At 62.5% G+C, this 22,179-nt stretch carries 25 protein-coding genes; 7 read left to right on the top strand and 18 right to left on the bottom strand.

Going from position 1 to position 22,179, the window contains the following annotated elements:
• Nucleotides 1-2: 2 nt before the first annotated feature.
• From EHW12_RS22760 to EHW12_RS22750, 3 genes are read right to left on the bottom strand one after another with little or no spacing between them, the layout of a single operon-like run.
• On the bottom strand, nt 3-1,346 hold the full coding sequence (locus tag EHW12_RS22760; protein WP_003939972.1) for a HAMP domain-containing sensor histidine kinase: 1,344 nt from the start codon (nt 1,344-1,346) through the stop codon (nt 3-5).
• Complete coding sequence (locus EHW12_RS22755) at nt 1,343-2,047, bottom strand: response regulator (protein WP_003939853.1); 705 nt, start codon at nt 2,045-2,047, stop codon at nt 1,343-1,345. The genes EHW12_RS22760 and EHW12_RS22755 overlap by 4 nt, the downstream gene beginning before the upstream one ends.
• A gap of 40 nt (nt 2,048-2,087) precedes the next feature.
• Entirely contained in the window at nt 2,088-2,663 is a 576-nt protein-coding gene (locus tag EHW12_RS22750) for a TetR/AcrR family transcriptional regulator (protein WP_003939888.1), read from the bottom strand.
• An 89-nt stretch (nt 2,664-2,752) separates the two neighbouring features.
• On the opposite strand from EHW12_RS22750, the gene EHW12_RS22745 reads away from it, so the two are divergent.
• On the top strand, nt 2,753-3,748 hold the full coding sequence (locus EHW12_RS22745; RefSeq protein WP_125051814.1) for an ABC transporter permease: 996 nt from the start codon (nt 2,753-2,755) through the stop codon (nt 3,746-3,748).
• On the opposite strand, the gene EHW12_RS22740 is transcribed toward EHW12_RS22745, so the two are convergent.
• Nucleotides 3,745-4,122: a DUF952 domain-containing protein gene (locus tag EHW12_RS22740; protein WP_125051812.1), complete on the bottom strand. Its 378-nt coding sequence runs from the start codon at nt 4,120-4,122 to the stop codon at nt 3,745-3,747. The two genes, EHW12_RS22745 and EHW12_RS22740, sit on opposite strands and share 4 nt — an antisense overlap.
• 76 nt (nt 4,123-4,198) lie before the next feature.
• Here EHW12_RS22740 and EHW12_RS22735 point away from each other — a divergent pair, with 76 nt between their 5' ends.
• On the top strand, nt 4,199-4,786 hold the full coding sequence (locus EHW12_RS22735; RefSeq protein ID WP_047270920.1) for a TetR/AcrR family transcriptional regulator: 588 nt from the start codon (nt 4,199-4,201) through the stop codon (nt 4,784-4,786).
• Nucleotides 4,787-4,796: 10 nt separating this feature from the next.
• Complete coding sequence (locus tag EHW12_RS22730) at nt 4,797-6,143, top strand: deoxyribodipyrimidine photo-lyase (RefSeq protein WP_058226109.1); 1,347 nt, start codon at nt 4,797-4,799, stop codon at nt 6,141-6,143.
• Nucleotides 6,144-6,147: 4 nt separating this feature from the next.
• On the opposite strand, the gene EHW12_RS22725 is transcribed toward EHW12_RS22730, so the two are convergent.
• From EHW12_RS22725 to EHW12_RS22715, 3 genes are all read right to left on the bottom strand, one after another.
• Nucleotides 6,148-6,516: a VOC family protein gene (locus EHW12_RS22725; RefSeq protein ID WP_003939994.1), complete on the bottom strand. Its 369-nt coding sequence runs from the start codon at nt 6,514-6,516 to the stop codon at nt 6,148-6,150.
• Between the two features lie 156 nt (nt 6,517-6,672).
• On the bottom strand, nt 6,673-7,119 hold the full coding sequence (locus EHW12_RS22720; RefSeq protein WP_125051810.1) for a hypothetical protein: 447 nt from the start codon (nt 7,117-7,119) through the stop codon (nt 6,673-6,675).
• Nucleotides 7,120-7,253: 134 nt separating this feature from the next.
• Complete coding sequence (locus EHW12_RS22715) at nt 7,254-8,492, bottom strand: MFS transporter (protein WP_063315920.1); 1,239 nt, start codon at nt 8,490-8,492, stop codon at nt 7,254-7,256.
• 113 nt (nt 8,493-8,605) lie between these two features.
• On the opposite strand from EHW12_RS22715, the gene EHW12_RS22710 reads away from it, so the two are divergent.
• The gene (locus tag EHW12_RS22710) at nt 8,606-9,196 is read left to right on the top strand and encodes a TetR/AcrR family transcriptional regulator (protein WP_007733425.1); all 591 of its coding nucleotides are present in this window, start codon (nt 8,606-8,608) and stop codon (nt 9,194-9,196) included.
• Here EHW12_RS22710 and EHW12_RS22705 read toward each other — a convergent pair.
• Nucleotides 9,154-9,774 carry a GNAT family N-acetyltransferase gene (locus EHW12_RS22705; protein ID WP_125051808.1) on the bottom strand — a complete coding sequence of 207 codons (621 nt, stop codon included), beginning with the start codon at nt 9,772-9,774 and terminating at the stop codon, nt 9,154-9,156. The genes EHW12_RS22710 and EHW12_RS22705 overlap by 43 nt on opposite strands.
• A gap of 57 nt (nt 9,775-9,831) precedes the next feature.
• Entirely contained in the window at nt 9,832-10,416 is a 585-nt protein-coding gene (locus tag EHW12_RS22700; protein ID WP_125051806.1) for a TetR/AcrR family transcriptional regulator, read from the bottom strand.
• An 87-nt stretch (nt 10,417-10,503) separates the two neighbouring features.
• On the opposite strand from EHW12_RS22700, the gene EHW12_RS22695 reads away from it, so the two are divergent.
• A complete protein-coding gene (locus EHW12_RS22695) occupies nt 10,504-10,890 on the top strand; it encodes a DUF1304 domain-containing protein (protein WP_064443858.1) in 387 nt (128 codons plus the stop codon).
• Nucleotides 10,891-10,897: 7 nt separating this feature from the next.
• Here the strand turns inward: EHW12_RS22695 and EHW12_RS22690 are convergent, their stop codons facing one another.
• The 3 genes from EHW12_RS22690 to EHW12_RS22680 all read right to left on the bottom strand — a co-directional run bounded on the left by EHW12_RS22690 (nt 10,898) and on the right by EHW12_RS22680 (nt 14,563).
• Nucleotides 10,898-11,407, bottom strand: a complete 510-nt coding sequence (locus EHW12_RS22690) for a hypothetical protein (protein ID WP_228401249.1) — start codon at nt 11,405-11,407, stop codon at nt 10,898-10,900.
• A 301-nt stretch (nt 11,408-11,708) separates the two neighbouring features.
• Nucleotides 11,709-12,554, bottom strand: a complete 846-nt coding sequence (locus tag EHW12_RS22685; protein ID WP_020970454.1) for a mycofactocin-coupled SDR family oxidoreductase — start codon at nt 12,552-12,554, stop codon at nt 11,709-11,711.
• Nucleotides 12,555-12,646: 92 nt separating this feature from the next.
• Entirely contained in the window at nt 12,647-14,563 is a 1,917-nt protein-coding gene (locus tag EHW12_RS22680; protein WP_125051804.1) for a propionyl-CoA synthetase, read from the bottom strand.
• A 178-nt stretch (nt 14,564-14,741) separates the two neighbouring features.
• Here EHW12_RS22680 and EHW12_RS22675 point away from each other — a divergent pair, with 178 nt between their 5' ends.
• Nucleotides 14,742-16,013, top strand: coding sequence for an MFS transporter (locus EHW12_RS22675; protein WP_125051802.1), 1,272 nt, complete (start codon nt 14,742-14,744; stop codon nt 16,011-16,013).
• On the opposite strand, the gene EHW12_RS22670 is transcribed toward EHW12_RS22675, so the two are convergent.
• The 6 genes from EHW12_RS22670 to EHW12_RS22645 form a co-directional block, all read right to left on the bottom strand.
• A complete protein-coding gene (locus tag EHW12_RS22670; protein WP_020908745.1) occupies nt 16,002-17,042 on the bottom strand; it encodes a hypothetical protein in 1,041 nt (346 codons plus the stop codon). The genes EHW12_RS22675 and EHW12_RS22670 overlap by 12 nt on opposite strands.
• Complete coding sequence (locus tag EHW12_RS22665) at nt 17,039-18,526, bottom strand: carboxyl transferase domain-containing protein (protein WP_003940141.1); 1,488 nt, start codon at nt 18,524-18,526, stop codon at nt 17,039-17,041. Before EHW12_RS22665 ends, EHW12_RS22670 begins: the two co-directional genes overlap by 4 nt.
• Before the next feature lie 94 nt (nt 18,527-18,620).
• Entirely contained in the window at nt 18,621-19,814 is a 1,194-nt protein-coding gene (locus EHW12_RS22660) for an ABC transporter permease (RefSeq protein ID WP_007733417.1), read from the bottom strand.
• On the bottom strand, nt 19,811-20,707 hold the full coding sequence (locus EHW12_RS22655) for an ATP-binding cassette domain-containing protein (RefSeq protein WP_125051800.1): 897 nt from the start codon (nt 20,705-20,707) through the stop codon (nt 19,811-19,813). The genes EHW12_RS22660 and EHW12_RS22655 overlap by 4 nt, the downstream gene beginning before the upstream one ends.
• 43 nt (nt 20,708-20,750) lie before the next feature.
• Complete coding sequence (locus tag EHW12_RS22650) at nt 20,751-21,296, bottom strand: hypothetical protein (RefSeq protein WP_003939943.1); 546 nt, start codon at nt 21,294-21,296, stop codon at nt 20,751-20,753.
• Nucleotides 21,289-21,612, bottom strand: coding sequence for a helix-turn-helix transcriptional regulator (locus EHW12_RS22645; protein ID WP_003940147.1), 324 nt, complete (start codon nt 21,610-21,612; stop codon nt 21,289-21,291). The genes EHW12_RS22650 and EHW12_RS22645 overlap by 8 nt, the downstream gene beginning before the upstream one ends.
• Nucleotides 21,613-21,721: 109 nt before the next feature.
• On the opposite strand from EHW12_RS22645, the gene EHW12_RS22640 reads away from it, so the two are divergent.
• Nucleotides 21,722-22,138, top strand: a complete 417-nt coding sequence (locus EHW12_RS22640) for a hypothetical protein (protein ID WP_230691721.1) — start codon at nt 21,722-21,724, stop codon at nt 22,136-22,138.
• Nucleotides 22,139-22,179 lie beyond the last annotated feature (41 nt).

Raw genomic sequence — 22,179 nt, 5'->3', positions numbered from 1 at the left:
GGCTATTCGGGTCCGGGCTGATCCCTGAGTTCGACCAGCAGGCGAGCCCCGCCGAGTGGACTGTCGTGAAATGTCGTCCGTCCGCCGTGCAGGGCCGCCTGCTGCGCCACCAGCGCCAGGCCCAAACCGGAGCCTGTCTTGCCTGCCGTCGATCCGCGAGTGAAGCGCTCGAACACGCTCGAGCGTTCCTCGGCCGGTATTCCGCAACCGTTGTCGTCGATCGTGATCGTGACGGTGTCTGGTGAATCGGCCGGGCGAGCGAGGGTGATGCGCACCGCGCTCGCGCCGCCGTGGCGGACTGCATTGGTGATCGCGTTGTCGAGGATCAACCGGATTCCGCCGGGAAGGGCCCGGATGCAATAGGGGAGTGGGGAATCCACCGTGACGACGCCGACGTCCAGCCCAGGATGATGTCGGCGTGCGTCGTCGGCAGCGATGTCGCAGACCTCGGTCAAATCGGTGTCCTTGAAATCCTCGGCCGTCGAGAGTTCACCCTTCGCCAGGCGCTCGAGGTCTCTCAGAGTTGACTCGACGCGGCCCTGCGCGCGGGCCAGATCTGTGAGGATCTCGCGTCTTTGTTCGTGATCGAGGTCGTGAATGGACAACACTTCGATGTCGGTTCGCATCGCTGTCAACGGAGTTCGGAGTTCGTGAGCCGAGGCGGACGCAAAATCTCGGGCGGCGGCAAGGGCGGAGTTGGTTGCGGCTTGCGCTCGAGCGACGTCGCTGAGCATCGATTCTGCTGCTGCGGCAAGCTCGTCCGCTTCACGGATTCCGGAAACCTCGGTGGCGAGATCGGGATCGCGCCTGGCGATCCGGCGGGTCAACTCCACGAGGGGGCGCACCGCCGGGCCACCGAACAACCATCCCAACGCAGCTGCGGCCGCTACGGCCCCGACGCCGAAGAATGCAACCTGTCGCTGTTGGTCGACTGTGATGTCTCGCGCTTCGGCATAGGGAACCGCCAGCGAGACAAGGGCATTGATCCCGTCGGCCTCGGCGGTGTATGCCCGGTACTTCGTACCGTCCACGTCGACGGTCGCCGAGCCGACCGGTAGTTCGGGCAGTCGCGTCGGGGTACTGGATTTGACGGTTCCGTCGGTGTCGGAGCGGATGGTCACGGAAAAGGCGCCGCCGTCTCCGAACGCGCCGAGAAAAGGTCCCGCTGTAGCCGCATTGGCCACGATGACCGTCGATGCCGTCTCCAATCGACGGTCCAACTGCGCCAAATTGTTTCGTGCGATAGCCAGTGCAACGACCACACCGAGAGCGATGACGATGAACGTCGCCCCCAGTGCCGCGGCCGCGGCAACGCGAGTTCGTAGTGAGAAGCGGCGACGCTTCACGGGTTCTCCCGAAGCACGAACCCGACGCCGCGAACGGTATGCAGCAGACGAGGTGAACCGCCGGATTCGAACTTTCGACGCAGATAGCCGATGAAGACGTCCACGACGTTCGTGTCGGCGACGAAGTCGTAGCCCCACACCAGTTCGAGGAGACGTTCGCGAGTGAGCACGATGCCGGAATTGTGTGCGAGCACTTCGAGTAGCTCGAATTCGCGTTTGGTGAGCGGTACTTCCTTGCCGTCGACACGAACCCGGCGACCGGAGAGATCGATGTCGAGGTTTCCGACCCGCAGGGTATTCGTACCCTCGGAGTGATCGCCGGCCGGAGTGTTGCTGCGACGGAGCATTGCGCGGATCCGGGCAACCAGTTCGGCAAGAACAAACGGTTTGACCATGTAGTCGTCCGCACCGGATTCGAGCCCGGCGATGCGATCGTCGACCGAGTTGCGCGCACTGAGCACGCAGATCGGGATTTCGTTGCCGGCGGCACGAAGTGCCGTCACCACACCGGTGCCGTCGAGCACCGGCATGTTGATGTCGAGGACTACCGCGTCCGGTCGCTTGTCGGAGATCACTCGGAGCGCGTCGGCGCCGTCCACCGCCGTCAGTACGGTGAATCCCGAGAGCCGCAATCCGCGTTCGAGTGAGGTCAGGACGTCTGCGTCGTCGTCGACTACGAGGATTTTCGGTATCTCGGTCACAGCCCCATTGTGCCTTGCCTGGTACGTCGGGTTTCGCCGATCAGACCGGCAAGTCGGTACCGTCCGGACGCAGACCGGCCATGAACACCGCGACCAACCGCGGGACCAGGTTCGGCATGGCCTCGTCGGACAACTCGATTTGCGGGCGCGTCAGTTTGGCCAGAGCCATGACGAATTCGAGCGGTTGCAGATCGGCGCGAACCAGTCCGGCGCTCTGAGCGGCGCCGATCGTCGCGGTCATCTTCGTTTTCGTCACCTCACGCACCGCCAGAACTTCGGGCGCCAGCTCGGTGAAACTGCGTTCCACCAGTGCAGGAATGAGCGCACCCAGGCGCAGTTCCACGAGGCGGTCCACCAGCGTGTGCCACGCGTTTGCCGGATCGGTGGACATTGCCGTGAGTGCGATGTCGGCAGCCTCGCGGACATCGGTCAGTGTTGCGACGGCGACGGCGGTCACGAGGTCCTCGCGCGTCGGAAAGTTTCGATACAGCGTGGCGATGCCCACTTTCGCGAGTTCTGCGACTGCATCGAGCGGCGCGTCGTGCCCGCGTTCGGTGAACACCGCTCGTGCGGCGTCGACTATTGCGTTTCTGCGTTCACGTGCATCGGCTCGCACATCCACCTCCGGTATTGACAGTTCATCATAACCGGAGGAATATCTTCCACAAATAGTGGAGGAAAAACTTCCACTTAGGGAGGGTAGTTATGAACGCCGAAGTTGAAGCACAGGACCGCAAGAAGTTGGTGGCTGTGGTGTTGGGCTTGTCCGCCGTGATCGGGCTGATGCTGCTTGCCTTCGTACTGCCCTCGGTCAACAGTGGCCCGCACGAACTGAAGTTGGGCATCGCCGGTCCAGTTGCGACAACCGAACAGATCAGCACCTCGCTCGAGGCGAGTAAGCAAGGCGCCTTCGATACTCGAGAATTCGCCGACGCCGACGCCCTGCGTGACGCGATTCGGAATCGCGACGTGGTCGGCGGAATCGCCGTTGATGCCAACGGTCCTCACGTGTTGATCGCGACTGCAGGCGGAACCCCGATCGCCCAGACCCTGACCGGGGTGGCCAACGGCCTCTCGGAGGCCTCGGGGGCAAAGGTTCCCGTCGAAGACGTTGTGCCGTTGACGGCGGACGACCCGACCGGTGCTGGGCTCACGGCATTGGCCTTGCCCTTGGTGTTCGGCGGAATCATGCCCGCTGTTGTTCTCGTGCAACTGTTTCCGCGCAGCATCGTCAAGCGAGTGTTGGGCGCTGCCGGCGTCGCGATGGTCGCGGGTTTTGCACTGACTGCCATTCTGCAGTTCGACACCAACAGTCTTGACGGAAACTACCTGCTCACCGCGCTCGCACTCACCATGGGCATGTCGGCCATCTCGCTTCCCATTTTGGGGCTCGAATCCCTGCTCGGGATGAAGGGGTTCGCGTTGGGCGCCGTCACGATGATGTTCATCGGAAACCCACTCTCGGGGATGGCGACAACTGCCGCGTGGTTGCCCGCAGGCTGGGGCGCATTGGGGCAGCTGCTCCCACCTGGCGCCGCAGGAGCATCCGTCCGTTCGATGGCGTTCTTCGACGGCCATGGCGCCACCACGCCACTTCTGGTGCTGGTGTGCTGGATTGCCGTCGGGATCGCGCTGTGCGTGGCTGCCGGCCGGAAGAAGGCGTCTGCGCCGGTTATCGAACCGGAGGCTGCGCTGGTCTAGCCGGCGCAGCTTGCGTACGGGGTCAGGTCGGGAATCGGCCAGACCCCGTCAACGCGTTCCACGGCCAGTTCGGCGACCACGGTGTCCTCGTCCATCGGTAGAGGTCGGAGGATTCGGGGCTTTTCCGCCTCCCATTCGACGTCGATGCCCGCGGAGGTCAGGGCGTCCTGATCGATGACGGCGACGACCAGCGGCAATGTGAGGTCGCCGAACGCCAGATCGAGCACCGAAGCGAGTGCGTCCGGGGTTGTTGCGCGAATGAATCCTGCCTCGTCGTAACTGATTCCGCGCGTCGAGACCTCGTACTCACCGAAACGCTTGCATGCTTCCCAGTCGTCGGCGATAGCGACGTGGACGAGTCGTTGTCCGGTCATGCAGTGCTCCTGTAGTATTCGAATTAATGAAACGTCAACGTAGCATTAATTCACCGGCACGGTAACAGGGGACTTGATGGAGCAACCGCGCAGACGTGGGAGAACCAGTGACGCCGAGCGCGCCGAACGACGCAACGAGATTCTCGACGTCGCTGTCGACTCGTTTCGAGATGTCGGGTTCGCCCGAACTACCATCGAGGGCATTGCCACGGTGGCCGGCGTCGCCAAGCGCACCGTGTACAGCTACTTCGGCGACAAGTCTGCGGTCTTTGCAGCTGCGGTTGCGCGTCAGCACGCGTACGTCGACAATGCCGGCGAGGGCCAGTCCGACCTGCTCGCCGCTGCAGTGGACATCGTCATCGCCCTGCACAGCGACAACTCGATTGCGCTGCACCGCATGATGATCGGCGAGGCAGTGCAGTTCCCTGAATTGGCCGCAGCGTTCTACGAATCCGGCCCGGCCAAGTCGATTGCCTTTCTGGAGAAGATATTGATCGATCAGCACGGCCAGAAGGCTGCGCTGTGCGCGGATCAGTTGTACACCTTGCTGCTCGGGGAGGAGCACCGGCGGCGACTGCTCGGGCTCACCTCCGAGCCGACAGCCGAAAGAGCGGCGCAACTGGCGGCCCGCGCGGTGGGATGCGTTCTGAGATCTGATCGGTAGGCTCGACTGGGTGAGTAACTCTGTGATCTGGTTTCGACGCGATCTGAGGGTCGGTGATCTTCCGACTCTGACTGCAGCGGCGGATGCCGGCGGACAGACGTTGGGTTTGTTCGTCCTCGACGAGAAGTTGCTCGGACCGGCAGGCTCACCCCGCCAGAATCAACTGTTCGCCAACTTGTCGGCACTCGACAACCAGCTCGACGGACGATTGATGGTTGTTCGAGGTGATCCGGCAGACGTGGTGCCCCGCGTGGCGGAATCCGTTGGCGCCGAAGAAGTTCACATCAGTGCCGACTACGGGCCCTACGGCCGACGGCGCGACGCGGCCGTGGCCGAGAAGGTGGAGTTGATCGCCACCGGGTCACCATATGCCGTGGCGCCCGGACGCGTCACCAAGGCGGACGGTGATCCGTACAAGGTGTTCACGCCGTACTTCCGTCAGTGGATGGAACATGGTTGGCGGGGCCCCGCGTCGACCGATGCGGGGACGGTCCGTTGGTTCGATCCGAGCGAGAAGGACGGTGGCCCGCGCCGGGTGAGTATCCCCGCGCCGTCCGGCACCGTCAGCGATGTCGTCGGTGAGGCCGGTGCGCTCGAACAGTGGAAAGAATACTGCGAGAACGATCTTGACCGGTACGACGACGAACGAAATCGACCCGACCTCGACACCACGAGTCGGATGTCGATCCCGCTCAAGTACGGCACGATTCATCCGAGAACCATGTTGGCAGATCTCTCCAAGCGACTCGGAGACGGCGCTCAGGCGTACCGTCGCCAGCTTGCTTGGCGAGACTTCTACGCAGACATCCTGTTTCAGCGCCCCGACAGCGCGCGGAAGAACTACGACGACAAGTTCGACCGTTTACGTCACGACGGGGGAGTCGACGCAGACGCCGCCTTCACGGCCTGGTGTGAAGGCAAGACCGGCTTCCCGATCGTGGATGCCGGCATGCGGCAACTCGCCGCCGAGAACTGGATGCACAATCGGGTCCGAATGATCGTCGCGTCATTCCTGGTGAAGGACCTGCACATTCCGTGGTGGCGCGGCGCACGGTACTTCATGTCGCAACTGGTGGACGGTGACTTGGCCTCCAATCAGCACGGGTGGCAGTGGACTGCCGGGTCGGGTACGGATGCTTCGCCCTTCTTCCGCGTCTTCAACCCGATCATGCAAGGGGAGAAGTTCGATCCCGACGGCACATACGTCCGTCGGTGGGTCCCCGAACTTCGCGATGTTCCCGGGAAGGCCGTCCACTCGTTGAAGGCGATGCGCCCAGTCGACTACCCGGACCCGATAGTCGATCACGCGCACGAGCGTGAGGAGGCCTTGCGCCGGTACGGCGAGATCAAAGGCTGAGTGCTCAGTGATCTGCGGGCGCTACGCGGACGCGGTTTCCGTCCAGATCTGAAATGACAAACGTCAGACCGAAGACATCTTCGTTGGGTTCTTCGACGACCTCGACTCCCTTGGCCACCCACTCGTCGTGGATCGCCCGAATTTCGTTGCTCCCGCCGTCGACCAAGATGCCGACTTCGAAATTGCGCGGTGTCGCGGGATCGAGGTCGCGGGACTTGCCGCTCCACAGTGCAAGGACCACACCGCCGCCGAGGTCGAAGGTCATGTACCGAGGGCTGAGGACCTCAGGCTTCGCGTCGAACAATTCGCCGTAGAACGCTGCTGCGGAGGCGGCATCGCTGACGTAGATCAGAAACTGGTTGGGTAGTCGCACTGTGGTTTTCCCTCTCCCGTTGATGTTCGGGCCACCGGCAGCGGGGCGTGTGCCTGGTCGTGCGGGGCTGCGTTCAACAATCCCCGCGCGCCGGACGAATGTCCAAGAACAAGTGCGTCTGAGAGGCAGATGGATTACTTATGACGACTGCCGCAGTCACACCGCACTGAGGTGGTACCCGACGCTCAGGTTCGGGTAGTAGCCGTCGATGTAGCTCGAGATGAAGTAGTGATCAGGGTCGGTGGTGCGAGTTCCGTCGGTGTCGAACTGCGGATAGTCGTTGGCCGTGAAGACGGCTTGTCCGCCGTCGGGAGTGGAACAGACGACGTCGACCGTCAGGCCGCGCGGGTCCTGGTTGTATGCCGTGACGATCTCGGTCTCGTGAGGCGCGAGCGACTGGCGTGGGCTCTGCATCCACTGTCCGTAGGGGTTGTCGGCGCCTTCGAGATGAATTGTCTGTTCGGTGTCGTTGCTGATCGTCATCGTGATGCTGTTGCCGGTTGTGGGAAGGGTTCCGGCACTGGCGATTCCGCTCAATCCCAAAGTGAGGGCGCCGGCGGCCAGAGCTGTGATTGCGGCAACTACGTAGCGTGGGTTCGTCATCGTCGGTGTCCTTTGTCCGGGTGAGCGTTCGGTTGGCTCTCTCGAAGACAACTATGTCGGAGCAGATCGATGTCGTATGTCCACTCCCCGGACCCTGTGCAGGCGGAACGGTGTGTCCACCGATCGGGGGACACCTACTCCGACACCGAGACGGCTTCGACCTTTCGCTCGCCGGTGACCAGCAGTCCGATCAGTGCGGCCGCCGCGAGCACCATGACGAGTGCTCCGTAGCCACGCGTCGTATCCACCAATCCGACCTTGCCGACCAGGTAGCCGGCCAGCAAGGCGGGAAGACTGTTGGCCAGATATGCGATGACGTAGACGGTGGACAACAAACCCGCGCGTTCGTGGTTCTCGGCCAGCGGCATGACGGTGAGGATAGTTCCTTGGAATCCTGCTCCGAAGCCGATACCTGCAACAGCCGTACCGACCAGAATCAATACGGCAGAGGATGTTTCAGCACCGATGAGTGTGACGGCCACCCCGAGCACCAAGGCGGTGGTTCCGATCAGCATCACGGTCCGGCCGCCGAGTTTGCGGAAGGTGAGTACTGCTGCCGCTCCGAATCCTGTCAGTGTTGCGACCATGACGGCACCGATGAGGGAGCTGTGAACGTCAAGTGCGTTGCGCGCCAATGCAGGTCCGAGTGAGAGGTAGAAACCTCCCAGCGCCCAGACCGCGATCAGGCACGGTGCGGTCAGGGCAATCATCGTGCGCGCCTGACGAGGAACGGCCAGTGTGGGGCGCAGGGACTGCCAGGCTCCGGGGCGTCCGCCCGAAGTCTCGGGAGCGGCCCATACTCCGAAGATCTCGAGAATGACAAGCACGAGAAGGACCAGGTAGACAGTGCTGGTGGGCCGGGGCAGGTGCTCGCTGATGAGGCTCGAACCCACTGCTCCGACTGCAAGCCCCATCGTCGGAGCGACGCTGTTGATGATCGATCCTCGGCCCGGAGTGCGTTCGAGGTCGATCAATGCCGAACCCAGAGCGCTGATTGCAGCGCCGGTGGCAACACCCTGTACGACCCGGGCGATGAGCAGGATGGTCAAACCGTCGGCCGAGGCGAACAGCGCGAGCGAGACTGCCTCGAGCGCGAGTGCTCCGAGCAGGACCGGGCGCCTGCCGATGTGATCGGACAGGGATCCGGCGGTCAGGAGCGTGGCGAGCAATGCGAGAGCGTAGATGCCGAACACGAGCGTCGACGCGAGCGAGGAGAATCCCCACAACTGTTGATAGTGCTCGTACAACGGTGTCGGGGTCGCGGATGCGCCCAGGAACGTGGCGATGATGACGGCGATGAGTGTGAAAGCGACGCCTCGCCCAAGGCGTGGGCGTGAAGTGCTCTCGGTCTGTGGTGAAACGGTCGTTGTCATTGTCGTAGCGCTTCCCGTGCGGGTGGTGAAGACTTCAAACGCAAATACTTTGCGTTTGGGACGCTACGCCTGGCCGTAGCCTAATGCAACATCTTTGCGTTAGTATTGGATTTATGAGTCCGTCCGCAGGTCCGCGCCCCGGTGGCCGTAGTGCGCGCATCCAACAGGCCGTGCATGCGTCGGCGCGCAAGTTGTTGGAACAGCGTGATCGAGCCGAGATCACGGTGCCGATGATCGCGACCGATGCGGGAGTGACCCCGTCGACCATCTATCGGCGGTGGGGTGACATCAACGAAGTCTTTGCCGACGTCTCGATCGAGAGATTGCGCCCGGACGCCGACCCGCGTGAAACGGGCTCGCTCCGAGGGGATCTGACGATTTGGGCGCAGGAGTACCTCGAGGAGATGTCTGCGCCTGTCGGTCGTGCTTCGTTGCGTGACGTGTTGATGAGCGACGATCAGACGCATGCACCGGACGGTACGAAGAAGTTCAAGTGTGCCTTCTTCTGTCGGACGCAGATCGACGTGATCCTCGCGCGTTGGCCGGAAGCTGCCGGCGTGGATGGTGATTCGGTGGTCGACCATGTAGTGGCGCCGATCATCTACCGAATTCTGTTCGACCTCGAACCGGTCGTGCCGCAGCGAGTTGCGGAATTGGTGGATCAGACGCTTGCCCTCGCGGCGCGGGTCGTTGCCGAAGGCTGATCGCTACGTAGTCGGGCGTGGACGTGCATGTCGTGCCAGCCGTCGGCGTGCCTGGCGGAGCTTCGTCGAACACCTTCTTCGCTGAACCCTGCTTTGGTGGCGACTCGGCACGATCGTGGGTTGTGGATCGAGTGCTCGAGTTCCAGTCGATGAAACCCTGCTTCGCGGAATGCCCACTCGGACAGTGCGGTTACAGCCTGGGTGCACAGTCCGCGGCCGCGCGCCGCTGGGGTCACCCAATACGCGAGCTCGGCAGTGCCGTCCCACAAATTCACCCCCTTTGCTGCGATTCGACCGAGGAGTTCATTTGTCTCGGGAGCGGCGATCGCCCAATGGCATTCGGATTCGCTTGCCCACCCGTCTCTCCACTGGGTGAGCCAACCCCGTGCTTCGTCGATCGAGTCGGCGCGGCGGATGTGCCAACGCTGAATCGACGGATCGCGAAAGGCTTCCATGACGGCCGGTGCGTCGTCGCGGGTCCAGGGTCGGAGAATCGCGAAAGTCCCGACGTGGATCGAGGGTTGGTCCATCCCCTCGAGAGAGCCAGTGGCGATCGCGGGCGTAGTCAACTTGGGCACGTGAAGCATCATCGCCTACCCGCCTGATGGCGGGCAATGGCGTGAGCTTTCCGGTCATTATCCCTGCCACTCTGCGTTCAGTCGGCGCGCAGATTCCAGAGTTGCGATCGCCTCTTCGGTGTCAACTCGTGCGAGTACCAATGCACTTACCGTGCAGGAGAGAAGGATTCGAGTGCGATCTGAGAGCGTGGCGTCTGTCTCGGTTGGAAACGCGGCGTGTAATCCACTGTTGATCGCGTCGGCGAGCTCTCGGCGGTAAGCGCGGATCACTGCGGCCATCGCATCGTCGTGCGCGCCGAGTCCGGCAGCCGTATTGAGAAGTAGGCAACCGCGCCGAGGTGAGTCGGCGGTCATGGTGCCGATCGCGTGCGCAAGCGAGGAAAGGTAGTCGTCGACGGCGTCTGCCCCGGGATTTGTCGTGAGGCTGCGCAGACGTGGCCGGATGACATGGTCGAGGTACAGCTGCACGGCGGCGTCGAACAATCCGCGCTTGTTGGTGAACGAGTTGTAGAGACTTGACCGACTCAGCCCCGTCGCGGATTCGAGGTCGCCGAGTGAGGCACCTTCGTATCCGCGTGCCCAGAAAACGTCCAAAGCGGCAGCGACCACGGCTGTTGTGTCGAATTCTTGTGATCTGCCCATCAAAGCCTCGCTCTTTCTGTATCGTTCGGTCCAGTATATATTGGACCGAACGATACAGAATTCACTCGAAGCAACAGGAGTTCACCGATGAATGTCGCCGGCTACATCTTCGCGGGACTGGCCGCAGCAGTGCACGTGTACATTTTTGTCCTCGAATCGATTCTCTGGACGGCCCCGAAGACCCGCGCCACGTTCGGCGTGAAGTCCGAGGAAGAGGCGATCGCCACGCAGCCGCTCGCCTTCAACCAGGGCTTTTACAACCTTTTCTTGGCGATCGTGTCGGCGGTCGGCATCGTGATTGCGGCGACCGGCTCCGCGTCGGTCGGAATTGCCCTCGTCCTGGCAGGCGCAGGATCGATGGTTGCCGCGGGATTGGTGCTGATTCTCTCGTCTCCCGACAAAGCCCGCGCAGCCGTCGTGCAGATGCTTTTCCCAGCTATTGCCGTTGTTCTGCTGGTAATCCACCTGCTTTGAGTGGTCTCTATCCGCCGCCGAGCACCAGTGATTCGATCAACGCAAAAGCACCGTTGAGTGCTCCGCAATCGAAGGCTTCGGCCAGGGCGTAACCGATGACAAGTTCGTCGGTGCTCGGCGTGCTCGACCAGACTGCGTCGGTCTGTCTGGGATCGGATTCCTCGTTCTTGGAGAAGTGCCCGATCCGCAATCCCTCGCGGGTGAATGCACTGTTCGCGTCGTCGACTGGGGCGAAGTTCAAACTCACGCCGTAGACGAGTGCCGAGACAGAGTACGAGCGACGGGACAGAAACCCTTTGCCGACAGTGAGTTCGACTTCGTCGCCACCGACAGTGAAGAACAAGTCGGCGGCGGCGCGCGTTCCGATGGGTGTGCCTTCACGGCGCGGGGCATCGACTCGACGCGTCAACAGAGCGTGTGAGTTGCCGTTTCGGACGTCGACGACCCCCGTGTCGACATCGAACGAGATCTCGACTTTTCCGTGAATCGGGTCCATTACGGCGTATTTGACCGTCACTGTGCCTACCCCCTGTAAGTGTGAACTCGGGTCCATAATACGTGGTGGGAGCGTTGTCCAGTATGCCCGAATCCAAAAAAATAGTGCCGAATGACGCGCGTTTGCGGCCAAATGCTTCTACGCTGGGTCTTGGGTTTGTTGCGCATCCCACAACGGTTTTTCCCACACCAGACGAGGAGCGCCTATGAGGTTGTCGACTACTTGTTCTGTTGCTACGAAGGCTTGATCAAGCCGGAATTGCCTCTGCCGGATGGTGCTCGAGACCCATCCGGCAGAGGCAATTCTGCATCAGTTCGGGCCTTCAGCCGCCGGCGAATTTTTCCGAGGTGCCGAGATCGATCGGCAACGCGATGCCGGTGATCCCGCGCCCGGCCGGCCCCACCAGATAGAACACCGCATCCGCAATCACTTCGGGGTCGACCCACGGGTGGGGCAGCAGATTCAGCTTCGACATGATCGGAGCGGTATCGGCGAGGACAGGATTCTCCAAGTCTGGACGGAACGCACGAACCATCGGTTCGTTGTCGATCATCGTCGTTCGCACATTGCCCGGGTGTACGGAGTTGACTCGGATGTCTGCCCAGCCGAGTTCGTTGGCCAGAGACTTCGCCAACCCCCGAACGGCGTGCTTGGACGCGGAGTAATGTGCAATCCCCGGCACGCCTCGAAGCCCGGCCATCGAGCTGATCAACACAATGGATCCACCTCGATTGCCGTTCATGATGTGCGGAATCGACACCTTGGTCGTCAACCAGACGCCGGTGACGTTGATGTCCATCAGCTCGCGGAACTCTTCGGCGCTCAGGTCCCAGGACAATTTCGCCGACGCCGCGATTCCCGCGTTGGCGATCACGATGTCCAGTCGGCCGAGTTTCTCGACTCCGGCGTCGACCGCTGATTTCAGGGCATCGAGGTCGCGAGTGTCCGCGACGGATGCGACGATACGCCGGCCCTGAGCTTCGACCAGGGCGACGGTCTGGGCGAGGTCGGCTTCGGTGGCCATGTCGTACCCCGCCGTTGCGACCGGCGCGCAGAGATCCACCGCGATGATGTCCGCGCCCTCGGACGCGAGCTTGACGGCATGCGCGCGCCCTTGACCACGCGCCGCTCCGGTGATGAATGCGACCTGACCGTCCAAATTGCCCATCGAACTTCCCCTGTCCGTGTGAATCGCCGAAACTGGAACGTGTTCATACTGCTACGTCCGGAGGCAGAGGGACAGGGGAATTCGCTGAATCCTTATCCGCGAAGGAGTTTGGACAACTCGTCCAATACGCTCGCGTCCTCGATGGTCGACGGGACCGTGTACTCCTCGTTGTCGGCGATCTGCCGCATGGTCTTGCGGAGGATCTTGCCGGAACGAGTCTTCGGTAGTGCGGCGACGACGGTGACGTCCCGGAACGTGGCGACGGCACCGATCTGGTCTCGCACCCGCGCGACCAGTTCCTGTCGGAGTGTTTCGGGATCGATGTCGACGCCGGACTTGAGCACGACGTAACCGCTCGGCCGTTGCCCCTTGAGTTCGTCGTGAATGCCGATGACCGCGCATTCGGCGACAGCCGGGTGGCCGGCGACGACGGCCTCCATGCTTCCGGTCGAAAGGCGATGTCCGGCAACGTTGATCACGTCGTCACTTCGTCCGAGCACGAAGACGTAGTTGTCCTCGTCGATGTACCCGGAGTCGCCGGTGAGGTAATACCCTTCGAAAGTCGACAGGTAGGACTTCACGTACCGGTCCTCGTCACGCCACAGTCCGGCGAGTGTTCCGGGAGGAAGCGGCAGGCCGATCACGATGTTGCCCTCGGTGCCCGGACCCACGAGTTCGCCCTTGCCGTCGACGATTTCGGCGCGGTATCCGGGGCAGGCGACGGTGGGTGAGCCCGCTTTGATCTCCATCGGTTCGAGGCCGCGCAGGTTCGCGCAGATGGCCCAACCGGTTTCGGTCTGCCACCAGTGATCGACCACCGGGCGATCGAGAATCCGAGTAGCCCACTCGTAGGTGTCGGGATCCAAGCGCTCGCCGGCCGCGAACAGTGTGTCGAGCGACGAGATGTCGTACTTGGCAAGCTCTTTTGCGTCCGGGTCGGCCTTGCGGACCGCGCGGATCGCTGTCGGAGCGGTGAAGAGTGCCGACACGTTGTATTCGGAAATGATGCGCCAGAACGCACCGGCGTCGGGGGTGCCGACGGGCTTGCCTTCGTACATGACCGTCGTGGCTCCGGCGAGCAACGGTCCGTAGACGATGTAGGAGTGGCCGACCACCCAGCCGACGTCGGAGGCGGTCCACCACACCTGTCCTGGGCTGATGTCGTACAGATTCTTCATGGTCCACGTCAGCGCAACGGCATGGCCACCGTTGTCCCGGACGACGCCCTTGGGCTTACCGGTCGTTCCCGAGGTGTAGAGGATGTAGAGCGGATCCGTCGCGGCGACCGACACCGGGTCGGCCGGGGTGGCGTCGGCGATCAGCTCGTCCCAGTCGAACCAGGCTGCGGCACTTGACTTGTAGTCGGAAGCTGCACCGGGAATCTGCTCGCGATTCTTCACGATCACGGTGTGCGCGGGAGTGGCGGACAGTTGCAGAGCCTTCTCGACCATCGGCAGGTACTCGATTGTTCGTCCGGGTTCGAGGCCGCCGGACGCCGTCACGAGCACCACTGGACCGGCGTCGTCGATTCGCGTTGCGAGCTCCTTGGCCGCAAAGCCGCCGAACACCACCGAATGCACAGCGCCGATTCGCGCACACGCGAGCATCGCGATCGCAGCCTCGGGGATCATCGGCATGTAGATGATCACGCGGTCGCCCGCCACCACACCCTGATCTTTCAAGACGCCGGCGAAGAGTGAGACCTGCTCGAGCAATTCGGCGTAGGTGTACGTGGCTTTGGTGGGTACCATCGCGGAGTCGAAGATCAACGCGGTCTGATCGCCGCGGCCGTCGCGGACGTGCCGATCGAGGGCATTGAAGCTGGTGTTGAGCGAAGCATCCGGGAACCAGCGATAGATCGGCGCGGCAGAGTCGTCGAGAGCCTTGGTGGGGGCGACATCCCAGTCGACGGCCCGCGCAGCGTCGAGCCAGAACTTCTCCGGCTGATCCATGCTCTCGCGATATGCGTCGGCATACGTGGTGTGGGACGCCTGCTCGGAAGAGCTCATCGACGTGTGTCCTCTCGTGAACTTCGCTTACCGGTGACCTGAAACACCTTAGGTCACCGTCAGTGCGGTGCGCCTCAGTAGCGGTGCGGGTACCGTCCCTTTGCGCCGGGCGGGCCTGTCCCGTCGGCCAGTGGCGCGCAGGGGTGGGATAGGGCAGGGACTGAAAGGGGGGATCGATGTGACAGGTGCAGCGCAACGCGCAGGCTTCTGGGGAGTCCTCGCTCTGCGTGACTTCCGACTTCTGTGGACCGGCGACGCAGTCAGCGGTATCGGAAACGGTGTCACGACCGTCGTACTGCCGCTGATCGCGCTTCGCGAACTGGACGCGAGTAGCTTTCAGATCGGTGTGCTGGCATCGGCAGTGTGGTTGCCGTGGTTGATCGTCGGACTACCAGCCGGTGCCTGGATCGACCGGCTGCCTCGGCGTCCGATCATGATGATCGCGAACGCTGCGTGCGCGCTGTTCTTCGCGAGCCTCGCGATCGCCGGCTTCCTGGAGGCGATGACATACGGCCACCTGCTCCTGGTCGCGCTGCTCACCGGTACAGCCACCGTCTTCTTCCAGGCGGCCTATCACTCGTATCTCCCCACGGTGCTCGCCGAAGCGGATCTTGTCGAAGGGAACTCGAAGATTCAGGGCGCCGAGGCCGCAACTCGGGTGATCGGCCCAAGCGTCGGTGGGCTGGTGGTTGCAACTGTCGGGCTCGCGGCCGGTCTGGTTGTCGACGCGTTCACGTTCGCCTTCTGCTTTGTATGCATTTGGCTGATTCGTGTGCAGGAGACCGTCCATCGCGGACAGAATCAGCGAGAACCGTTGCGACGGCAGATTGCGCTCGGACTGCGATTCGTCGCCGGTGATCCGTATCTGCGGTCGATCGTCGTCTACGGCACTCTGCTCAATTTCGGTCTCACCGGGTACTCCACGATCCAGATCGTGTTCCTGGAAAAGACGGTTGGCGTGGGGGAGTTCGGACTCGGGCTTCTCCTGGCGATTGCCGGGGTGGGCGGAATTGTCGGATCGATGATCGCGCGCCCGCTCGGCCGCAGATTCGGCACTGCCCGAAGCGTCCTCATCTGTCAGTTGGTGACGGGACCGTTCATCCTGTTAGCACCTCTGACGACGTACGGTGCCGGCCTGTTCTGGTTCTGCATCGGCGGAATGGTGATGGTTGCGGGCGTCGTGTCGTGCAACGTGGTGCTCGGCAGTTTCCGTCAAAGTTACTGTCCGCCGGACCGCCTCGGACGAGTGGTGGCAACGAGTATGTGCCTGCTGCACAGCAGCATTCCGCTCGGTGCGCTGACGGCAGGCTATCTCGGCGACGCAGTGGGACCGCGCGGGACGATGTGGATCATGGCCTGCCTGATCGCGCCGTGCGGATTGGTCTTGCTCTTCAGCCCCCTCCGCGGAATCCGCGATCTACCGAGTCGGCCTGCGATCTCACTGCGGTAGAGCCGCGGCGGCCTCTTCGCTACGAATCGCGATGCGAAGAGTCGCGAGCATGAACAGCGACACTGCGAAACCGAAAAGCGCGCCGAACTGGTCCTGCGTGAACAGATAAACCTGCGTCACCAGGAGGCTCACGATGAGGGATGCACGCAGGAGTCTCAGGGCTCGCAGGTACGGACCGCGGAAGAGGAACCACACTCCCAGAACCACAAGAACTCCGGTTGCGACGGTGGAGATCTGGACCACCAGGTCGGAGACGTCGTCGGCCTCGACGACGTTCTCGGAAACCAACGCGTAGATCACCTGGACAATCGCCAGAAGAGCCTGCAGTACGAACAGGGTCAGTACCAGTCGGCGGACGACCCGGTGCCGGAGCAGTTCCTCGGCACGGTGGAAGAACGCGTTGCGGCCACGAGTGATCTTCGATTCGATACCGCCGGTCGGCGGAGTCTGTGAATGCAGGCCGGCTTTGATCGAATCGACGAGGTCGGTGAGGCTGCGGTCTTCGACGCCGTCGAGTACGCGGAGGGCGTGGTTGTACTGGATCTCGTCGAGCTGACCGAGAGCGAGGTCCGAGAGCGCTCGCGCCCCGATGGCGAGCCGATGACGATCATTCATTCCGCGCCGAATCACCACCTCGCGCGCGGCAAGATAGAAGAGAACGAAGACGACGTACATGATCGCGATGGCAGGCTGGTAGAAGTAATCGACGTCGGCGGTGACGAATTTTCCGACCTCGTCAATGAAGAGACCGAACCCGATTCCGCCGACGAGCGTGGCCAGGTCACGCGTGCGAGAACCTTCGGTGATGGCGGTCGCCACGATGGCTACGGCCATCAGCAATCCGCCCCAGAGAACGTGTGCGATGTGGAGGGCGCCGCCCCCGATCTGGGGATAGCCCGTTGCCGCCAGATAAGCGCGGGTGATCAGCACGGTGGCGATGCCCGCGAACAGGAACAATTCGAAACGAGCCAGTGCCGCGCGGTCGTAACTGTGCGGCAGCGTCAGCGCATTCCGGTCCTTCGTCGTCATTGCGGAACTCCCAGGTTTCGATAGCGCGCGATACGGGAGGACTGGCGATCGGTGTCCGACTCTTCGGCAAGCACGAAGAGTTCGTGCGCTATCGCAGCCCCTACCCTCTTGGAGAATTCCACGGGTTCATCGGCCGCGTCAGGCGTTTCGGGAATGATCGCGTCGATCACGCCGTCTCGAAGCAGATCCAACGAACGAATGCCCTGCGCTGCCGCCATCTCCGGTGCGTGACTGATGTCGCGATGGACGATCGCGCTTGCGCCTTCCGGTGGCAGGGGAGCGAGCCACCCGTTCTGTGCCGCGAGTACCCGATCGGCGGGCAGCAGCGCGAGAGCCCCACCGCCTGTTCCCTGGCCGAGCAACACCGACACTGTCGGGGTCTTCAGCGTCACGAGGTCGGCGATGCAACGGGCGATCTCAGGGGCCAGTCCACGTTCTTCAGCTTCTTTGGACAGCGACGCGCCCAAAGTGTCGATCACTAGGACAAGTGGGAGTTGTAGTTCTTCGGCAAGTTTCATGCCCCGTCGCGCTTCCCTGAGCGCGGCCGGTCCCATCGTGGTGAGCGCGGATTGGCCACTGCGGTCCTGGCCGAGCAGGATGCACGGAAAGCCTCGGAAGCGGGCGAGCGAGAGCAAGATCGTCTTGTCGGTTTCACCCTGCCCGGTGCCGCTGAGCGGTACCTGTTCGGTCGCTGCATGGCGGAGCAACTGCCGAATGCCGGGTCGATCGGCCCGGCGCGAGAGCATCACCGACTGCCAGGCGGGAACATCGGGAATCTCGGGTGAGGGAATCGGGTCCGTGGCCGCCGGGGCCGGGGGATCGGTGAGCACGCACAACGCTCGATTGACCAGCAGACGGAGGCGGTCGACGGGGACGACGCCGTCGATAACGCCGTTGCGATACAAGTTTTCGGACGTCTGGATACCGTCGGGAAACTTTTCGCCGTACAGCGATTCGTAAACACGAGGTCCGAGGAAACCCACCAGAGCGCCCGGCTCCGCGACGGTGATGTGGCCGAGGGATCCCCACGAGGCAAAGACCCCGCCGGTGGTGGGATTGCGCAGGTAAACCAGGTAGGGCAGGTGGGCCGCTTTGTGAACAGCCACTGCCGCAGCGATCTTCACCATCTGAACGAACGCCACGGTGCCCTCCTGCATCCGCGTTCCGCCGGAGGTTGGCGAGGCCAGCAGCGGGAGTTGTTCTGCCGTAGCACGTTCGACGGCGGTCACGATCCGCTCGGCTGCAGCAACTCCGATCGAACCGGCGAGAAAGCTGAATTCACAGGCAATTACCGCGACCCGACGTCCCCGAACGGTACCGACACCTGTGACGACGGACTCGTCAACTCCGCTCTTCTCGCGGGCCTTCGCCAGGTCTTCCGCGTATTTCGCGCCAGGTCCGACGTCGACGGGCGGGGAGTCCCAGGAGACGAAGCTCTCGGGATCGAGTACCGCAGTGAGTAGTTCTTCGGCCGAGATTCGCACAACGTCCTCCAAGTAAGCAGCACCCCGTCCAGGATGAACCTACCTGGGCGGGGTGCTGCCGTGATCGTGTGGCGTCAGTTGTGCGCCGGATAAATCAGCGTCCGAACGCCTCTTTCCACGAAACGACCTTGCCGATGCGAAGGATGGAGCGCTGGTAGATCTTTGCCGCGATCATCGACAGCGCAGCGGTCACCACCAGCATCAGCAGAATCGTTCCCACGATCTGGAACGGAGAAGCAACACCGGCGGAAATGCGCAGGGGCATGAGGATTGCCGAGAACGGCGGAATCCAACTCAACACGTTGCTCAGGGTTCCTTCTGGATTGCTCACCGAAACGAAAGCCACGCTGACCATTGCCATGACGAGCAGCGCGAGAGGCATCGCGGTGGCGTTGACGTCCTCCTGTCGCGAGACCATAGACCCGGCCGCGGCGTACAGCACGGCGAAGAAGAGGAAGCCGAGAATGAACCACCCGAGAGTGCCGAACAGAACGCCGATTGCGGTGCCCGTCACGGTCAGGACGCCCGTCGCCAGTCCGGTGGCGACGCCCGCGACGGCATAGGCAGCCATCTGCATCAGGCCGACAGCACCGATTCCGAGAACCTTGCCCCACAACAACTGCAGTGGACGGAGAGTGGAGAGCAGCAACTCGACGACACGGCTGGACTTCTCCTCGACGACGCCCATCGCCACGTACGTTCCGAACAACAGGATCTGCATGTACAGGAGCACCACAGCAGCGATCGACATCGCTATACGTTGGCCCTGTTCGGGATCCGGGGGATCGATGGCATCGATGGTGACCACTGCGGTGGACGTGGCTTCGGCGAGCTGAGCCGGGTCGATCCCCGCAGCGGAAAGCGCATTCGATTGTGCCTGCTGTGCAACGGAACTCTCGATGACGGCCCGCAGATTCGTGGCTACTTCCTTCTTGGTCACGACAGTGACGCCGCCGCCCGATCCAGCGATCACGGCCACGTCGAGGTCGCCGTCCTTGACTTGATCACGCGCGGTGCCGTCGTCGGAAACCTCCGTTACCGTCACCGGATTTCCGAGGGTGTCGCCGATGGACACCATCGTGGCACTGAGTGATTGGTTGCCGACCAAGCCGATCTTCGACTTGTCCTCGTCGCCGCCGGAGAAGAGCGAGAAGGCGATGATGCCGCCGATGATCGCGACCAGAATGATGACGTTGCTGATCACAAAACTCTTCTTCGAGATCTGCGTCATGAATTCGCGTCGGGCGACCAACCCGATGGCTCGACCTCCGCTCAACTGGTTGCTCATGCGGCTACTACCTCTCGGAACAGATCGGTCAGTGACGGACGTCGTAGCGTGAACTCGTGCACCGGTCCGGTTTTCAATGCTGCATGCAGGATCTGCTGATCGTCGGCCGTGCCGTCGACGCTCAGGAGCGTTCGACCGTCGAGGTGGCTCAGTGTGGTGACACCGATCAGATGGTGTGCCCAACCGACCGGCGCGTCAGGGGCGAAGACTTCGATTCGGCCGTCGCCCTTGCCTCGTAGCTCGTCGACGGTTCCGATCTCTCGCATGCTGCCGCGGCTGATGATGCCCACGCGATCGCACAGGCGCTCCACCAGATCCAGCTGATGGCTGGAGAAGATTACGGGAACACCGGTGCGAGCCTTCTCGACCAACACGTCACTCATGACATCGACCGCTACGGGGTCAAGGCCCGAAAACGGTTCGTCCAGAACGAGTACCGATGGGTCGTGAACCAGCGCCGCCGCGAGCTGCACACGTTGCTGATTACCGAGGGACAGGGAATCGACGGTGTCCTTGACGCGTTCGGCGATGCCCAGACGTTCGGTCCACCGCTCAGTGGCCGCGTGCGCGTCGGCCTTCGAGAGTCCGTGTAGCTCGGCCAGATAGGAAAGTTGCGCTCCCACCTTCATCTTGGGGTAGAGGCCGCGTTCCTCCGGCATGTATCCGATAGTGCGACGCACGTCGAGGTCGATGGGTTTGCCGCCGAGGCGAACTTCTCCCGAATCTGCTCCGAGCACACCCAGCGCAATGCGCATCGTGGTCGTCTTGCCGGCGCCGTTGCTGCCGACGAATCCGAAGATCTCGCCTGGGCGCACTTCGAAACTCAGGTTGTCGAGTGCGACGACGTCGCCGTAGCGTTTCGAGATGCCGTCGATCGTGAGGGTGGCTGACATGGGTCCTTCCCATCGGTCGAGTGGTGCGCTTCGGTAATACGGGTCAGAGATCGAACTCTTCCGAATCAATCGGATCCGGGTCTGGATTGGTCCACGAGAGAATCATCGCGGGCGTGCACGCGCCGATCAGCATTGCAGTCAGTGCCAATAAACCTCCCGTGTAAGGCAGCCTCTCTACATTCCACTGCACCGACGAGGTGAAAATGAGGAAAATGGCGACAATGAAGACCAACGTTTGGGTCACGCTGAGCCCGACGGAGCGAGCGTCGTTGCGTTGCTGGATCTCCCATTCGTCCAACGCCTGCCGCGGAGCATCCCCTTGCCGGCCCGACACGATTTGAAGTGAGGACCACGTCGGCAGGAACAGCAGGGTGAGGACCGGCCATGCCACGGCGAAGAGCGGATTGAACAGGCATGCTGTGCTGACGGCAACCATCGTGGTGAACAGGACCGCCAGGGCGACGACGAGTACGCGCCGACGTCGACGGGTTCGCCAATTCGGGAGCCAATGTCGGAACGTCTCCTCGTTCTGCAGGAACCGCCGAGTGCGGTGGGCCTGGTAGCGGTCGATCAGATTTGATTCAGGCACTTGGCTTTTCACTCCCCTCGGTAGTGCGGTCAGATCGGTAGACCTCCGTCGACGGTGCATTCCGGTAGACCTCCGTCGACAGCGGCCCGAACTCCGTCCGGGAGAACACCGCCTCCACCGGGAGGTCGAACACCCAGCAGATTCGGAATGCAAGATCCAGGCTGGGGTAGTGGTCACCGCGTTCGAGTGCCCCCACCGTCTGCGGATTCACGTCGACGAGTTGCGCAAGCTGTGCCCGGCTCATCTTCCGCTCGGCGCGAAGCACTCCGATGCGATTGAAGATGGGGAGCGCGTCTCCCCGCCGGACTGGGCTCATGCATCAAAGTGTTGTAAAAACCCAACAGTTTGTCAACACGAACCGCGATTGTTCGGCTTCTGGGGCGTGCCGGCGGATAAGGTTCGGGCAACGGAAGGGGCTTGGCATAGTGGTCGAACAGTTGGTGCTCGAAAAGTCCGGCCTGGTCGTGCAGGTGCGCGAGGATGGTAGCTACTGCGTGGGACCGCAAGGGCGCGACGCGGTCTGGCGCGATCCGATGGAGAAGGGTGCAGTCATCGGTATCGGGCAGCACACTCCGGGGGATGTGGAAGGCGAATCGTGGTGGGTCGTGTACGGCCAGTCGGATATCGGGGCGGACGTCACCGTTCGACTCGAGGACGGGTCGCACGTGCCGGTTTCGCGCCTCGGTGAGATCTTCGCCAGTGAATGGTTGAGTACCCCGCAGCAGGCGTTGCTGTACCGGTCCGATCGCCCGGTGGAGTCGCAGCCCACTAAACTGTCTGTGCTGTTCGCCAGGCCGAAGTTCATGCCCAAGGCGGCGTTTCCGGAGAATGATCGCTTGTAGTTGCAGCGAGCTGCCGTCGGGAGGCTGGCAGCCATCTTCTC

It is taken from the genome of Rhodococcus sp. NJ-530, assembly GCF_003860625.1.
Taxonomy (GTDB): Bacteria; Actinomycetota; Actinomycetes; order Mycobacteriales; family Mycobacteriaceae; genus Rhodococcus_F; species Rhodococcus_F qingshengii.
The sequence above is the reverse complement of the archived record's forward strand: the minus strand, read 5'-3'. Positions and strand labels throughout refer to the sequence as shown.